The organism is Flagellimonas spongiicola (assembly GCF_023502425.1).
Classification (GTDB): domain Bacteria; phylum Bacteroidota; class Bacteroidia; order Flavobacteriales; family Flavobacteriaceae; genus Flagellimonas; species Flagellimonas spongiicola.
This window is the reverse complement of record NZ_JAMFMA010000001.1, coordinates 1,047,688-1,063,117: the sequence shown is the minus strand read 5'-3', so window position 1 is coordinate 1,063,117 and position 15,430 is coordinate 1,047,688. Positions and strand designations below refer to the sequence as shown.

Genomic DNA, 15,430 nt, shown 5'->3' with positions numbered 1-15,430 from the left:
CCTCAATTTTATTGGTTTCGATTCTAATCAAAAGAAAAAAAAAGAAAGAAAAGTGCTTGATTCGGGTTAATTGGTTACCACCAACTCGTCATTTTCCCAGACACCGCTAGCCACAACATCTCCCTTTTTGCCGTAGAATGCACCTTCTCCCATACGTTCATCATCTTTCCACTGCCCAACAAATTTTTCTCCATTTGGCCAATGGTAGGTTCCTTTACCAGAACGCTTGTCATCTACGTAGTTGCCAGCATAATATTGTCCGTCCGCCCAGTAAAAAGTACCTTCACCATGACGCTTGTTGTCTTTCCACTCCCCTATGTATCGGCTACCTGTATTAAGGATGGCAACACCAAAGCCATGTGCCTTACCATTTTTAACCTGTCCAACGTAATGCATTTGGCTTCCTTTGGTATTGGTAAAGGCAAGGTATTCCCCAAAGGATTTTTGCTTAAGCTGCTTTTTCATACGGGCAATTTGAACCTTGGCTTTTTCCAAAGCAAAATTCAATGAATCGTATTGTTGGATTTCTTTTGGTGCGGACGCCATTTGAGAAGTAATGGAGTCCAATCGTTGTTGCATGGCCAAAGCTGCAGAATCTTGTTTAGGTTTGGAATGCAACTGCAATAACTTTTGGGTCAAGGAAATTCGAAGTTCCAATGCAGCTTCTTCAGCCAAAACATGTTCTTCGTATTTGTCTTGATATGCTTTCAGTGCTTGCGAATAATCGTCACCATCAATGATCATCGCATCAATCTCCATCAATTCCTTAGTGTCAACTATATCAATTGTGGACAATTCCTCTTGTAGTTTTTCCTGAACAAGCAATTGTTCTTGTAGGCTCTTTGTTTTAAAATAAAAGTATCCGGCAAAGCCTATTGACAGGGCAAAAAGGAAATAAATTGATTTGGTCAGATGCTGTTTTTTCATGATGGTTATGAATGACTACGATTCATATACGTTTCTAATCATCAAAATGGATCTCGGGAAGCTTATTTTTTACCTTTCTTATATCTGGCGAGAAATATACATGGAACCGCATCGTCCAACTTTGTTTGTAAATCCCACCGTTTTCCAAGGTTTGCCCTTGAGAATACATCAATCCTCCAGCAACTGTTAAGCGGGGAGTTAAAATGTACCCCAGTGTTGTAGTTAAACGTAAATCCTCCATTGGGCTAGCCACTACCGCTTTTCCACTCTGCATTATAAGTTCTGCTTCTGGCGAAACATAGAGTGTTTTAGGAACCAATTTATGATTGTTCAATGGCACTTTTGCTCGAAACATATACCGCCAGCGATTTCTGAAAATGTATTCACTATCATCAGCAAAATCCTTTGTCCATCGGTGTTCAATCCGAAGTCTATGATAAATCATTGAATTATACAAAGGCATGGCAAATTGATATTGATGCCAAATACGAAATTCTGGGACTACTGGTCTGTCATCCGAATCTTCGTCTGTATTAAAGTTTACCCTAAGTACGCCACCCAGACTAAAATTGACCTTCTTGGAATAGATGTAGCCGATGGCATGCCGATTGTAAATCTGAGCAATTTGACCAATAAATGGGGTGTCCTCTGTTTCTTCGAATCTGAAATGGGTCTGCGCATCCCAAAAAAGTCTTTTGGAGATTCGGATATTTCCATAGGTGTTAAACCAAATTTTGGTTTTTGGATCTTTGAATTTGGATTCAGAAGGAAGCACTTCTTCGTCTTGTGCAGTGCCGATGAACGAAAACAACATCAAAGCTATAACCCAACAACTATTTTTTGCTAAACGTTTCATTAGTTTATATCCAAGGGTTGAAGGTTAAACAGTTCCAAGATGGCGTTGGGATTCTTTTCTTTTCGAAGTTTTCGTTCCAACTTGGAAGTATCCTCTTCACGTAGCTCCAACATACGCTTATGCAAATCCGGTAACAGTTGATTAAGCTTTATTGCCTTCTCACAGTCTAAATCCGTTTGGCTTTGTTCCAGCAAAAAAGGAATAAGAATAGTACGGTAAGCCGAGGTAATCCTTTTTTTGATTTCTTCATCCATGACATTGGCCATAAACGGATTCCAAACCGCATCCGTGAATACCTTTTTGATTTCTTCATCTTTCATGGGCAGTTCACTAATATGGAGTGCCAGCTTCTCATAAATGGCTATGCAATCAACTAACTGTTTAGCTTCCGTCAACTTTTCATTTGACTGTTCCTTTTTTGAATAGGTGTTTAACTGCGATTCTGCGGTCGATGTAATATGCCTCAATGCATCGATTGTAAAATTGGTAGTTCCCACAGTATCCACCAATTGATTCAATCGCGTCACATCTTTTATCATTTGTTCCTCCAAAGCGATAATTTCCTGTTGGCGTTGTTCATTCTCCACTTTATCATAAAGCACCGCAGCAATTTCATCCAAACACTGCTTGGCATATGCCGATATGTTGGCAAGAGATTCCATTGGTTTTACATAAAAATTGAAATCTGAGGCATTGGAAGCTTGAAATGTACGATTAGCTTCATCCGATTGAATTGTGGTAGTGGGTCTTCCGGCGGGGAATAAACGCTTCATTAAAACATCTCCTTCCACATAATCCAATACTTCGTGCTTTTGATATTGAGCCGCTTTTTTAAGTGGCGCTAAAAAAGTATTATGGATATTTTGTACTACCGAATACAAGAATTGTGCTTCACTATCCGATCTCCGCAATAAATTCAACTGGGAGTTATCCAAAAGACCTTGTGCAATCTTGTCAGCTTGAAGATAATCTTCTGACATACTATTTGCTTGGACTTGTTCCAATGAACTCATTGGATAATAGGGCACACGAACCTTAAATACTGGCATAAATTGGGACTCACCCAACTGTGATAATATTGTGTTCAGTTGTTTGTATCGTACAGCATTCTCGGTCAACAGCTCATTGATTCCGGGTTGGACATTTTGGAAATGCTCCTCGGTTAATTGCAACTTCAATATCTTCACAAACCGTTCATCCAGATTAATTGTTCGGAAATCCCTGTTATTGGATTGGAATATTGGAAAGTTGCTGTTTTTCTTACTGATCGTATTTAATATCCCATCAGAAAATGACCAAGTCTCGGTATGGTCATCGCCGTACAACGTCCAATCATCATGGGCATGTCCATTTCTTAAAAACCGACCTACCAAAGTACCTTGCCTTCCTTCAATCCTGAAACTTTGTTGTGGAATACCGTCGGCGTAGGTAATCTGACTATTGAAAATTGTTTCCTTTACTTCCGAGTTTTCTATCAGCTCTTCCGAAATGGACCAACTTCCATCTGGTTTGCCCATTTTTATATTTCCCGTGGCAGCTTTTTGTATACCGTTTACATTAACCCGATATTGGTATCCAACAACTTCCGTTTTTTGGTCAGACTCAAATTCCCCGAATTGAAAATTCCATCCACCATTTGGGAATCCATCTGTAAAGGAACCTGTAAATGAAAAGGTTTTGTCTTTTTGATCCAACAACGCATCCAAATTGGAACGTTTCATGCTAAATGGGCCAGTAAGTAGTGTATCCCCATCAACAAGTCGATAAGAAAAATCCACTTCGCCAACGTAATTGCCAAGTTGGAAGGGGCCTGTATATCTTATGGTCTCTTGCCCATAAAGGGAAATTGATATAAGCATCAGCCCTAAGAACAGCCATTTTGAAGGCCGTGGTCGTAAGGTTGGTTTCACGTGTTCGCGTATTTTGATGTTCAGTGTTCTCGCAATTTACGAAGTATAAAGTGCGATGCCCTATATACGCAATGTCAACTAGGTTTGGATTGCAACATCAAAATTTTATTTCTTTTACAAAAAACTGTTTACCACCATGGTTCTGTGGAATTACCTTCCAGGGCTTCCAGATGAATAAACGTTCCTATTTCTGGAGCAATCCAATGCTGGTTTAGATCTTTGGCTTTTTTGGTGACACGCTCAATGGGATCCGTCCATGAATGAAGGGCTAATTTAAATGCTCCCCAATGTATTGGCATTATGGTTTTGGCTTTTAAATCCACACCCGCTTGTGCAGTCTCTTCTGGAAACATATGGATGTCTGGCCACAGTTTATTGTATTGCCCACATTCCATAAGCGCAAAATCAAATGGGCCATAGGCCTCCCCTATTTCCTTGAAATGACTTGAATAGCCACTATCTCCACTGAAAAAAATCTTTTCCGTTTCGGATTGGATCACCCAAGAACTCCACAGTGTACTTTGCCCATTGTTTAATTTACGACCTGAAAAATGCTGTGCTGGAGTACAAATAAACTGCAGCCCGTTGAAGGTAGTTCCTTGCCACCAATCCATTTCCTTGATTTTAGCATCTTGAACGCCCCAGGCCTCCAAATGTACACCCACACCCAATGGCACATAAAACTGACCTACTTTATCCTTCAATTTTACAATGGAACCATAATCCAAATGGTCATAATGATCATGGGAAATCAAAACAGCGTCAATTTTGGGGAGTTTCTCAATTTCAATTGGTAGTTCAAGATTAAATCGAGTTGAACCCATCATTTTATGCGGTGCTGGTACCTCTCCCAACATCGGATCAATCAGTATGTTTTGTCCCTTCATTTGCAATAAGAAAGCAGAGTGCCCAAACCACATCATACGCGTACCGCCTTTATATTCCGCAATGGACAAAGAATCCACAGCATGAACTGGCAGTTCTGCTTGTGGTTTTCCATTTTCAACTTTGGTGAAAAAGAATTTGCGGGCTATGGATAATGTTTCGGAAAAACTTGGGTCCTTGGGTACGTTTTTGGTATTCTTGAATTTGCCATCTTGGAATTGCGCTGAAGTTACATATATTTTTTGACGTTCTGTTGTCACATCGCCTCCGAAAGATGGATAGAATTTCACAAAGGCCAAATAGGCAAGCACCACAAGTACACTAATTGAAACTATGGTCAATAACATTCTTTTTAAAAATTTTAGGATTGTTTTCAATTTGACTGAGTTATGGTTTATCCGCTAATTGATTGATATCCTTGTTTTCAAGGTGTTTATTTTCAAGCGGAAACAACAGACTATTGATCATGGCAAGACCAATCTTGGTAGTGGTTGTAATATTTTTGGATTTCTTCATAAGCGGGAACAATGGTCTGGTAATTGCATAAAAGGCATTATACCATCCCGTTTTCGATTTTATACCACGCTCCGGAATGATTCCCCCAGGTCTAAAGGCATAGGCATCCCTGAAACCTTTGTTTAATACATAATTTTCCGTTTTCCCTTTTACACGTGCCCACATTGAACGTCCTTTTTCTGAACTATCCGTGCCCGTACCCGAAACATAATTGAATACCAATTCTGGATTTAGCTTGTGCAATACATCCACGAACTTTTTAGTTATCCCATAAGTGATTTGCGTGTACTTTTCTTCGTTCAAGCCAACAACGGAAACTCCCATGCAGAAAAAGCAAGCGTCCAAATTGGTCAAGGCATCTTGTATTGCTTCCAAATCCATAAAATTGGAAAGAAGTATCTCCTTAAGTTTAGGATGTTTGATGTTCACGGAACTACGGTTAATGACCAAAACCTCTGAAATGGCCTCATGGTCGAGACATTCCAACAACACACCTTTTCCAACCATACCGGTGGCACCGGTTATCAGTACTTTTTTCATTTTAATTCTGCGTTCGGTATTGGGCCGGACTCATTCCGGTTTTGGACTTGAATAGCTTGCTAAAGTGTTGTGGGTATTCAAAACCTAGATCATACGCTATTTCACTAATAGAATCCGTTGTTCCCAATAAGTTGTTTTTAGCCCTATTCACTACATAGGTATGTATGTGGTCTTTCGCACTTTTCCCGGTTTCTTTTTTAAGCAAATCGCTTAAATAATTGGGTGACATATGCAATTCTTCACCACAATATTTTACAGATGGAATACCAAATTCTGCTGCCTTTCCTGAATTAAAATACGCCTTCAACAAAGTTTCAAATTGGCTTACATGGTCTTGGTTTAAATTCGTGCGCACATAAAACTGTCGATCATAATAGCGTGTGCAATAATTCAATAAGAGCTCCAAATTTGAGATAATCAATTTTTGGCTATGCTGATCAATGTTCTGCTGGTATTCCAATTCAATTTTTTGCACCAGATCACTCACCATCATTTGTTCTTCTTCAGACAAATGCAACGCTTCATTCACTTCATAATCAAAATAGGTGTACTGGCTCATGGATCGTCCCAATTCCGATTTACGAATAAGGTCCGGATGCACCAACAACATCCATCCCTTTGAATTCGCACAAATATTTTCGGAAGTACCATGAATAACTTGTTGTGGTTTCATAAAAACCATCGTTCCATCTGAAAAGTCATAAGAACTCTTGCCGTATTGAATAGATCCTTCAACTCCATCCTTCAGGGATATCATATAGAGGTCCGAGGTAAAGCGTACGCCCTCAAAATCCAGATTTGGCGGAAAATCCCGCATATAGACCAAGGATACCAATGGATGTTTTGGTTTTGGCAATCCCATGGTCTTATGGATCTTCTCAATACTTGCTATATGTACAATTTCATCCATACTCATTTCAATTTACACAATTCCGCTGGTTTAAAAACTGTAGCCCAGCTTGACCATGGACGACAGTATCAACCAACCATTCATCAAACATCAATCTGTCAAGCTTTTTTTGCCATGTTTGTCATCATGTTCAACATTGTTTTATCAAAGAAACGGTCACTGAACCACTTTCTGAAAAACAAAGTCTGTGCAGCCATATTACCAGCGGCATAACGGGTTTTTGGTCTGCTTGCAGCTATGGCCTTTGAGATTACATCTGCGATAACTGATGGCGGGGAACTTTGGCCTGGATCATTAACTGATTTCATGACTTTATCTATCACTGTACCCAATTCTGCATAATGGCCATCTATTGATTTGGAAAAATTGTCATTCAACACTTCCCCAAATTCTGTACGGATGGCTCCAGGCTCGACTATAACAACATTGATTCCGAGGTCATTCACTTCCATACGCAAGCAATCGCTCCAGCCTTCCAAAGCATGCTTGGTAGCATGATACCACGCGCCTAGTGGTGTATAAATCTTCCCACCAATTGAACTGATATTGATAATAGTGCCGCTTTCTTGATTACGCATGCTTGGAAGTACCGCTTTGGTAACTTTGGCCAAACCGAAGATGTTCACCTCAAACTGGCGTTTTGCATCTTCATAGGAAACATCCTCTACGGCTCCCCAAATGGCAAATCCAGCATTGTTCACCAAAACATCAATGCGGTTTTCCCTTTTGATAATCTCAGCTATTACCGCTTTGACCTGGTCGTGTTGGGTAACGTCCATGGACATGGCATTACCCCCAGCCTTGATCAAATCTTGCATGTTTTCTACTCTACGGGCCAAGCCGTACACTGTATGGCCCTCTTGGATCAATTGTAGTGCCGTGGCCTTTCCAATGCCAGAAGAAGCTCTGGTTACGATTATTACTTTTTTCATGATTCTTATTTTGTTGTAAATGGTTTACGTTTAAATACATGACAAAAATATTGGCAGTAAAACGAGGCTATGTATACATTTTACAGATTGATGTATATAAATTACTGTTTCCCAGATAGAAGTTGGCAGTTGTCAGGGTTCAGGTTTCAGAGTATAGCAGTCTGTTAGCTGACTTCAGATTTCTGACTTCTGTAATCTGACTTCTGTAATCTGACTTATTATATCCGATCTCTGGTACCTTATATCTGGTATCTTATAACTGAATTCAGGGTTCTAGTCTATATTCCCCATTTAAAACCAATTGATATTCGGCTGCGGTCTTTAAACTGCCCAAACAATTGGGTTTCTTTTCCATAAAAAAGATGGGCATTTAAAAGGAGTTGGGTATTTGTATTCACCCAATAACTAAGACTTGGGGTAATATATCCGTCACCATGATTGCTGCTATGCACCCACAAGACTTCTGCCTTGAGACTGTCGTTTAGTAATTCCCTACTTGCCAAAAGACTGTAATTGGTTTCCCACCGTTCTCGATTAAACGGGCTTATGGTTTCCATAACCCATTCATTAAAGATTTGTCCACTGAGCACATATTCCCCTTTTATAAAATCAATACCCAATGCAGTTCTAAAAAAATCGGAAGTTTCCACGCCTCTGGTCGCATTTAGGTTATCTGAGATAAAATGCTGTCCCAACACATAAGCCAGTTCTCCTCGAAAGGTTGAGGAACCAAAAACCTTATTAAAGGTACCACCCAAGAGCTGTTGTCGCTCATATTCCGGGTCAATGGAAACGACAGGATTGTTGTCCACAATTTCCAATTGCGAATAAAAAGCAGGTAGGTCATCATAATAATAAAGGTAATTCAAGGACACATCCCATCCCTTTGTAAAAGTGGTTAGTTTTACCCCAAAATCAGAATCCGCAAAAAAACGATTTGGCTTTTTGGGTTTGTTCAATTGGGCGGAAACGCCTTCGGGTGGTGTTGGAAACAAACTTCTGGTGAAGTAGGGAGCATTAAAATCCTGAGTGATATGGTAGGTATTATCTGGAATCCATAGCAATTGCACTCCAATATCCTTAACATCAAATTCTGCCTTTATCGACCATAAAGGAATTCGGCTATCCTCAAAATCATCCAAAATAAATTCCCGGAAGTTTTGTGGATTTACCACATCCAATAATTTAAGCCCATCTGTTTCTCCCCAAACGATCTGTTGTTTACCCAAAGTCAAGTTCAAACCATTCAAGCGGGTATAATAATACAATTCCCGAAGTTCCAGATTGGTGTGTCGGTCCAAAAACAAGCGTTTATTATAGCCAGTCACCGTTTGCTGATTGGGTATATCCGCTTCAAGATTGTCCTGAAACTCACTATATATCTGACCCCTAAATACCAGTTTGGATCGTCTATTGAACTTATAAGTGAATTCTGGTTTAATAATCCATTCGGACTTCTGTAGTTTTCCTGAGTCAAACTCATAGGAGGTTTCAGTGGCGACCACCAAACTGGGGTCCAGTTTTTCCCAAAATGTTTTCTTAGGTTGCTCCTGTGCCCAACCCAACAGGCTGAACAACAGGAACAACTTTAGAAATAGAATTGAATTTTTCATAACTACAGCCCATCAACCAATGCTTCTTCCGTAAAATAATCGTCGCTCAAGGCCGTACTGTAGTCAATATCCTCAAAACGGAACACGGTTTTGTGTTTGGTCTTGTGATTTTGCACATCAATGCGATGCAAGGTCCAAATACCCTGGATTTCCCTGATGTCGCTTACGTTTACAGTTTTAAGCGGATTGCCTGCAATATCCCAGCTTTCGGACTTACGCATCATCCAAACCTTGGCATCTACCCAAAATTTAGCTTTGCTATACCCCAATTCCTTTGCAATGTCGTCATCTTTTGGAGTGGCTTCAATTACATAACATTCATGCCCGTCTATGGTTTCTTTCCCGATGGTTTTATAGTTGTAATCGTCCCTACTTATCTTGGTTTCAAGTTTGATGTCCTCATAAGTTAAATCCGTTCCCAAGAAATAATCGCCACGATTGGAAGCTGATATGCGCCTAGTTTTGCGCAGGGCCGGTAAGTAGAGCCATTGATCATCATCCACCTCGGCGCTCGGATAATCATAGGTAAGAAAGGCTGTGCCTTTTACACTAGTTGGGGTATTGTAGAAAATGATCAATCTACGTTCTTCCCCAAAATACTTGCGCAATGCCGTTGTTTCACGTACCCGGGTTTTACCTCTTTTATCGGTAAGTTCCATGATCAGCGTTCGTTTTACGGAATTCCCTTCATTCCGTTCATAGGTCTTCTCCGCAATGGTCTGCCCATCCGGTAAATCCTGTGCATTCATTGTTCCGACAGCCATAAGCAGGGCCATCATTTTAAAAATTGTTTTCATGTTTTCTATTTTTTAGATGTGAAGAATAATTTTGGCTTTGTTACCAGAATCAATGCGGGAAGCAAGGTCATGCTGCCTATGAAACTTACCATTACGGCAACGGCAACCAAAAATCCAAATTGATTCAACGGGGGTACTGAACTAGTCATCAAAACTCCAAAGCCTAGTGCCAAAGCCAAAAAGTTAAAGAGCAACGCACGTCCAGCAGATTTAAAGAACTCCTGAAAGGCTTGTTGTAATGAAAGTCCTTTTTCTGCCAAAAGGTGTTTGAAACGGTCTACGGTATGTACGGCAAAATCCACTCCTACACCAATGGCAATAGCTGCGAACATGGATGTTCCAACGGCCAACCAGATGTTGAGCACGCCCATGACCGTATAGATGAACAATACCGAAATCAATACAGGCACAATGGTAAGTACACCTCCGGCCATGGACCTAAAGCTCAATGCTGCAACGATCAAGACGACCAATAGTGCAATAGCCGCACCAACAAAATGGCTCTGCCCAAGTTTACCAATCCAATGAACGTCCAACGCCAACTTTCCACTTTGCGTAGCCTTTATTTCTGATGTGTTAAAGTTTTTATCCAGATACCTTTGGGTTTGTTCCACTATGACTCTTTCGTCAAGGTATTCGCCTGAATTTGAACGAAACCTTACATTGGCCAATCGGTAATCGTAGTCCACATAATTATCAAAATCGGTGGGGTCGCCACTTGCGGAATACAGTAGGAAAAATTGGCTAATCAAGGCTTCATTGTCAGGGATTGAATAAAAATCTTTATCATCTTCATTAACAGATTGATTCATCTTTTTAACGAAATCAACAATTGAAGTACTTCCCTGTACTTTGGGAAGCGTTTCCACGTGGCGCTGTAGCGCTTCAATTTTCCTAAGATTCTCTGGTTTGAAGATGTCTTCATTATTTGGGGTTTCAATCAATATATCCAGATAACTTGTACCTTCTGTTCTGTTATTGATGATAGCGTCTGCCTGAACAATGGGTTCATCTTTTTGGAAATTGGCAATACGATCCTCATTTACTTGCAGTTTCAATGCTCCGAATATTCCTAGCACAATGATCGCAATTGCCAAAGCGATTATAGTTTTTGGTTTTTTGTAGACCGCATTACCCAATCGCACCATCAGTCTACCAAAAACATCCAAGGTATCCGCCGATTTAAATGCCTTGCTACGTTGAGGCTTCAATAGCATCAATGCCGATGGTATCATGAACAGCGCATAAACCAATGCCGTTGCTACTCCAATTCCTCCAAAAATCCCAAAGAAGGCCATAGGTGGCATATAGGATGAAAATGCAATGGAAAGAAATCCTGCTATTGTGGTTATGGAAGTGATGGTTATGGGTCTCCACATACTCAACATGGTCTTTATCACAAGCTCTTTTTGGTTTAACCTGGGGTATTTTGCGGCCAGTTCATAGTATTCTCCCATGATGTGGATTCCATCCGCAACAGCAATTGCGATCAACACTACGGGCAAACCATTTGTGATTACATAAAAATCAACGCCAAAGAATGCCATAAGCCCAAGAGCTATCCCCACTGAAGCCAATACCATAAGGTTAGGAATCACCACTCCCCTAACTGTTCGATAGGCAAAAATCAGAATCAAAGCAATCACCAATCCAGCAAATGGGTTGGTTCGCATGGCATCCTCGTCAATGTATTTTATCAAATAACCGCTAACCGCACCTTCTCCTGCAAGGTAAAAGTCATGACCTTCATGCTTAAAGTCCTCTAGAAAGTCTTGTATGCTATTGTATACCTCATGCTGTTTTAGATTATAAGAATCCAGCATTTCGGCAATAACCAGAGTTGTGGTCTTGTCCTCAGACACCAAGCTACCGCGATAAAGTTCAAAATTGTCAATCGCCTCCGATACCGAACGTGCTTGGTCTGCATTTAACTCCTCTACTTCAAAGAAAGGTTGTACCAAAAGTCCAAAGTCGGTACCTACCACATTGTTCTCCGTGGATAAACTTCGTACTTGGTCCGGGTCAATTCCTGGGATTGCCTTTAGTTTTTCACTAAGATCATGTACAATGTGCAAGGATTGTTCATTAAATATTCCTCGCTCATTTTTTATGGCGATGACCATGGGGTCTTTCAATCCAAAAGTTTCTTTAAGTTGATTTCTTTGAATTAAAACGGAGTCCTGTGGTGGTAAGAATGCCTCGTAACGGGTGTCCTTAGTCAACTTTGGCAAGGAAATCACCGATGCTACGAAAACCAAGAAACTTAAAATCAGTATGGGTTTGGAATACGATGTAACCCAATTAAAAAATTTGTGTGCCTTTGTTGTTTTCATTTCATTTGATTTATGTTGTAGATACAACTTTAATTGTAAAAAATTTAGATATTCAGTTTATGCTCTATTGTTTTAAGTCCATCTAACCCGGCATCCCCAAGCTGGTGTGTAAGATTATCCATAATTCCTTCCCATATTGGTGTTAAAGTATCCACCATTTCATAACCTTCTTTCGTTAACTCTATCATAGGCCTGTAGTCCGCACTTCGTTCTACCAATCCTCTTTTTTCCAAGAGTTTGATATTTCGGCTTACTGTTGATTTTTCAAGAAAAAGATATTTCCCTATTCTCCCCTGCTCCACCTTCTTCATTTTACTCATGGCAAATAGTATTGTCATTTGGTTTTCTGTAATATCAAATGCTCCTAAATGCATACGAAATTGGTTGTCCACCATTCGAGATAGCTTTCGCAACCTACTTCCAACACACTGACTGTAATCATATTTCATGCATCAAAGATATAAAATTATATGTTGCATATACTACTTTTAACTAAGAATTATGAAAATTGGCAATTGTCTTTATTCATCAATTCAAAAAGGGCATTCATCAATTCAATGTCATCACTTGTACCATTGGTGTATAGGTTTGATCTGGAACAAAACTGTAAGTAAAATGAAAAAAATCATTCTAATCGCCGTGGGATTGTGCATATTCTACTCTTGCAATACCCAACAGCTGGAGGAAAAATTAATGCAGACTGAAGCCAAATTGACTGAAACTGAACAAGATCTTTTAGCTTCAAACAACCTAAACGCGGTCCAATACGATTTACTAAAGATGTATGAGGAAACCCGTGAGAATCTTGTATTCACCTATGGTGAAAACTATACGATTCGCGTAGATAAGACCAAAGATGGAAAATTACGCTTTGTGGCTTGGAAACAACCCAAAAACAACTTTGACCTTCCGGATATCCTTTCTTTTAATGCGGAGGTCATAAAACCAAAGACTAGGGGTGTAACCAAGTATCAGTTTGTTCAAGACTCCTTGACTTATGCCGTTGAAGTAATTCCGATTAGAAAAGATCGCACTAGAAAACAGGTATTCCTTGAAATCTTTGATCGTAGCAAAGCTAAATTCTATTCCAAATTGAATGACATGCCATCCATGGATTAATGAATTGTTCAAGAACTTGAATGCTTAATGTACTTTTCAACTACAACTGCGGTGACGATTACCAAATAGAATTGTCCCATTAGTCCGACCAAAACAGCAGCTTTTTGGGCGATTGGAATAACTGGAATTATTTCCCCATATCCTATTGTCAATAAGGTTATATAGGAATAATACAGCAAGGATTCACTTTTTACGTCTATACTTTGACTTTCCATTAAAGTACCTTGGAACGCTCCTGGGAAGATCAATTCAATCGCCATAAACAGAAAGAACGCTAAAAATCCTAAGGAAATATAACCACTCATCAACCCAACAATTACTTTACGATTAACCATTTTGGCCTTCCAAACTTGTTTGATAACATTTACGGAAACCACAAAATAAAAGATGAAGTAAATCAACAATCGAATCAGAATACTATTTTCCTCCTCTCGTCTACTAATCATGGAACTCCCAAAAATAAATGCCGAGGTAACAAACAATAACACAAAAAACCACATCATTTTTTTGTGTTTGGAAATCATGAGCATACCCGCCAAAATTCCAATGAGATAAAGTAACGGCAACAATACCTCCTCATAAAAATCCATGGGAAAGAACAAAGAACCGAAGAGAATGGCCAATTGCGTGACCAAAAAAAGTTCGAATCTATAATTGTATAGGTCTTTTACCATTTTAAACACCTACATACGATACACGATATATGGCATCCCCAAAGTCATCAGATAACAACATGGAACCATCCTCCATAAATAGTAAATCCACTGGTCTACCGAACTGATCCTGTGTTTCCTCATTCAACCAACCATCAATAAAGGGTTCATAGCTTACCGCTTTATTTCCGTCAAGAGTCACCATCATAACACGGTAACCTACTTTAGATGAACGGTTCCAAGATCCATGTTCTGCCAAAAAAATCTGATTCTTGTATTGGGATGGAAACATGGTACCCGTGTAAAATTTCACCCCCAAAGGTGCAACGTGCGCTCCTAAATCTTGTACTGGAGGCACAAAATTGGCACAAGGATTATCTTTTCCAAACTCCGGGTCACTTACATTTGAGCCATGGCAATGTGGGTAACCAAAATGTTGCCCCATTTCAGCCACTCTATTCAATTCACATGGAGGAATGTCATCCCCCAACATATCCCGACCATTATCTGTGAACCAAAGCTCATCTGTTTCTGGATGCCAAGTGAAACCTACGGTGTTTCTCACGCCTCTTGCATAAATCTCCCTATTGCTACCATCTGGGTCCATGCGTGTAATGGTATTGAAACGCTCATCTTCATCCGTACGGTCACAGATATTACAAGGCGCACCCACTGGAACATAAAGTTTACCATCTGGACCAAAGGCAATATACTTCCAACCATGATGGAACTCGGTAGGATAATCGTCATAAATCACTTCAGGTTCAGGAAGATTGGCAAGGTTTGCCTCTATATTGGAATACTTCAATAATCGATTTACTTCTGCAACATATAAGTCACCATCCTTGTAGGCTATTCCATTTGGCACTTCTAAGGTCGAATCCAGCACCATAACCTTTTCTGCCCAAAAATCACCATCTTCATCCCGAAGCGCATATACTGTTTTGTCATTTCTTGTTCCTACAAACAATGTTCCGTCATCTCCCATCGCCATGGATCTAGCGCCATCAACTCCTTCCGCAAACACTTCGATTTTAAAACCTTCAGGTAGCTGTAAACTATCTAAGGGTAAGCTGGTTTCATGCACCCGTTCCATTGTTTCTTTTACAACTTCTTCTTTTGTTTCCTTCTTTTTCTCGTTACAGGATGCAATTAGCATTGTAAATGCAAATACGAAACTAATTTTCTTGATCATTTGTTTGGTTTAGTCTAGATGATAACTATTATTATAAATGTTTTATAGCTTTTTTTGAAAAAGTTTACGCCCAACTGATGATTTTCATCATTTTCTTCAATTTTCACATCATTGGCAATAGGCTAAAACGCTTTGCTGTTTATCATTCTATTTCTTCATTCCGAATTTACATAAAATTAATGGCTTACCTCTTTGGCGTCTGAAGCACATTTTGAATCCGGATACAACTTTTCGATAGTGCGTT

Annotated in this window: 14 protein-coding genes; 1 reads left to right on the top strand and 13 read right to left on the bottom strand. The window is 39.7% G+C overall.

Annotated elements, in window-relative coordinates:
* Window positions 1–66 precede the first annotated feature (66 nt).
* The 11 genes from M3P19_RS04985 to M3P19_RS04935 all read right to left on the bottom strand — a co-directional run bounded on the left by M3P19_RS04985 (window position 67) and on the right by M3P19_RS04935 (window position 12,668).
* Window positions 67–927: an MORN repeat-containing protein gene (locus M3P19_RS04985; protein ID WP_249656529.1), complete on the bottom strand. Its 861-nt coding sequence runs from the start codon at window positions 925–927 to the stop codon at window positions 67–69.
* Window positions 928–961: 34 nt separating this feature from the next.
* Window positions 962–1,783, bottom strand: a complete 822-nt coding sequence (locus M3P19_RS04980) for a DUF2490 domain-containing protein (protein WP_249656528.1) — start codon at window positions 1,781–1,783, stop codon at window positions 962–964.
* Complete coding sequence (locus tag M3P19_RS04975) at window positions 1,783–3,693, bottom strand: hypothetical protein (RefSeq protein WP_249656527.1); 1,911 nt, start codon at window positions 3,691–3,693, stop codon at window positions 1,783–1,785. The genes M3P19_RS04980 and M3P19_RS04975 overlap by 1 nt, the downstream gene beginning before the upstream one ends.
* Window positions 3,694–3,821: 128 nt before the next feature.
* Window positions 3,822–4,925, bottom strand: coding sequence for an MBL fold metallo-hydrolase (locus tag M3P19_RS04970; protein WP_249656526.1), 1,104 nt, complete (start codon window positions 4,923–4,925; stop codon window positions 3,822–3,824).
* Between the two features lie 40 nt (window positions 4,926–4,965).
* Window positions 4,966–5,634 (bottom strand): NAD-dependent epimerase/dehydratase family protein, encoded by a 669-nt coding sequence (locus M3P19_RS04965; RefSeq protein WP_249656525.1) that lies wholly within the window; start codon window positions 5,632–5,634, stop codon window positions 4,966–4,968.
* A gap of 1 nt (window position 5,635) precedes the next feature.
* Complete coding sequence (locus M3P19_RS04960) at window positions 5,636–6,544, bottom strand: helix-turn-helix domain-containing protein (RefSeq protein ID WP_249656524.1); 909 nt, start codon at window positions 6,542–6,544, stop codon at window positions 5,636–5,638.
* Between the two features lie 98 nt (window positions 6,545–6,642).
* Window positions 6,643–7,476, bottom strand: a complete 834-nt coding sequence (locus M3P19_RS04955) for an oxidoreductase (protein ID WP_249656523.1) — start codon at window positions 7,474–7,476, stop codon at window positions 6,643–6,645.
* Between the two features lie 278 nt (window positions 7,477–7,754).
* Window positions 7,755–9,089 carry a DUF1302 family protein gene (locus M3P19_RS04950; RefSeq protein ID WP_249656522.1) on the bottom strand — a complete coding sequence of 445 codons (1,335 nt, stop codon included), beginning with the start codon at window positions 9,087–9,089 and terminating at the stop codon, window positions 7,755–7,757.
* A 2-nt stretch (window positions 9,090–9,091) separates the two neighbouring features.
* Window positions 9,092–9,886, bottom strand: coding sequence for an outer membrane lipoprotein-sorting protein (locus M3P19_RS04945; protein WP_249656521.1), 795 nt, complete (start codon window positions 9,884–9,886; stop codon window positions 9,092–9,094).
* Between the two features lie 5 nt (window positions 9,887–9,891).
* Window positions 9,892–12,219, bottom strand: a complete 2,328-nt coding sequence (locus M3P19_RS04940; RefSeq protein WP_249656520.1) for an efflux RND transporter permease subunit — start codon at window positions 12,217–12,219, stop codon at window positions 9,892–9,894.
* A gap of 44 nt (window positions 12,220–12,263) precedes the next feature.
* Window positions 12,264–12,668 carry a MarR family winged helix-turn-helix transcriptional regulator gene (locus M3P19_RS04935; RefSeq protein ID WP_249656519.1) on the bottom strand — a complete coding sequence of 135 codons (405 nt, stop codon included), beginning with the start codon at window positions 12,666–12,668 and terminating at the stop codon, window positions 12,264–12,266.
* Window positions 12,669–12,834: 166 nt separating this feature from the next.
* Here M3P19_RS04935 and M3P19_RS04930 point away from each other — a divergent pair, with 166 nt between their 5' ends.
* Window positions 12,835–13,338 (top strand): hypothetical protein, encoded by a 504-nt coding sequence (locus M3P19_RS04930; RefSeq protein WP_249656518.1) that lies wholly within the window; start codon window positions 12,835–12,837, stop codon window positions 13,336–13,338.
* A gap of 8 nt (window positions 13,339–13,346) precedes the next feature.
* Here M3P19_RS04930 and M3P19_RS04925 read toward each other — a convergent pair whose 3' ends face one another.
* On the bottom strand, window positions 13,347–14,012 hold the full coding sequence (locus M3P19_RS04925; protein WP_249656517.1) for an ion channel: 666 nt from the start codon (window positions 14,010–14,012) through the stop codon (window positions 13,347–13,349).
* A 1-nt stretch (window position 14,013) separates the two neighbouring features.
* Window positions 14,014–15,186, bottom strand: coding sequence for a PQQ-dependent sugar dehydrogenase (locus M3P19_RS04920; protein ID WP_249656516.1), 1,173 nt, complete (start codon window positions 15,184–15,186; stop codon window positions 14,014–14,016).
* Between the last annotated feature and the right edge of the window lie 244 nt (window positions 15,187–15,430).

What these genes read in the sequence shown, in the direction of transcription:
- M3P19_RS04985 (WP_249656529.1), bottom strand. Translation starts at nt 927, where the DNA reads ATGAAAAAACAGCATCTGACCAAATCAATTTATTTCCTTTTTGCCCTG.
- M3P19_RS04980 (WP_249656528.1), bottom strand. Translation starts at nt 1,783, where the DNA reads ATGAAACGTTTAGCAAAAAATAGTTGTTGGGTTATAGCTTTGATGTTG.
- M3P19_RS04970 (WP_249656526.1), bottom strand. Translation starts at nt 4,925, where the DNA reads ATGTTATTGACCATAGTTTCAATTAGTGTACTTGTGGTGCTTGCCTAT.
- M3P19_RS04965 (WP_249656525.1), bottom strand. Translation starts at nt 5,634, where the DNA reads ATGAAAAAAGTACTGATAACCGGTGCCACCGGTATGGTTGGAAAAGGT.
- M3P19_RS04960 (WP_249656524.1), bottom strand. Translation starts at nt 6,544, where the DNA reads ATGGATGAAATTGTACATATAGCAAGTATTGAGAAGATCCATAAGACC.
- M3P19_RS04955 (WP_249656523.1), bottom strand. Translation starts at nt 7,476, where the DNA reads ATGAAAAAAGTAATAATCGTAACCAGAGCTTCTTCTGGCATTGGAAAG.
- M3P19_RS04950 (WP_249656522.1), bottom strand. Translation starts at nt 9,089, where the DNA reads ATGAAAAATTCAATTCTATTTCTAAAGTTGTTCCTGTTGTTCAGCCTG.
- M3P19_RS04945 (WP_249656521.1), bottom strand. Translation starts at nt 9,886, where the DNA reads ATGAAAACAATTTTTAAAATGATGGCCCTGCTTATGGCTGTCGGAACA.
- M3P19_RS04940 (WP_249656520.1), bottom strand. Translation starts at nt 12,219, where the DNA reads ATGAAAACAACAAAGGCACACAAATTTTTTAATTGGGTTACATCGTAT.
- M3P19_RS04935 (WP_249656519.1), bottom strand. Translation starts at nt 12,668, where the DNA reads ATGAAATATGATTACAGTCAGTGTGTTGGAAGTAGGTTGCGAAAGCTA.
- M3P19_RS04930 (WP_249656518.1), top strand. Translation starts at nt 12,835, where the DNA reads ATGAAAAAAATCATTCTAATCGCCGTGGGATTGTGCATATTCTACTCT.
- M3P19_RS04925 (WP_249656517.1), bottom strand. Translation starts at nt 14,012, where the DNA reads ATGGTAAAAGACCTATACAATTATAGATTCGAACTTTTTTTGGTCACG.
- M3P19_RS04920 (WP_249656516.1), bottom strand. Translation starts at nt 15,186, where the DNA reads ATGATCAAGAAAATTAGTTTCGTATTTGCATTTACAATGCTAATTGCA.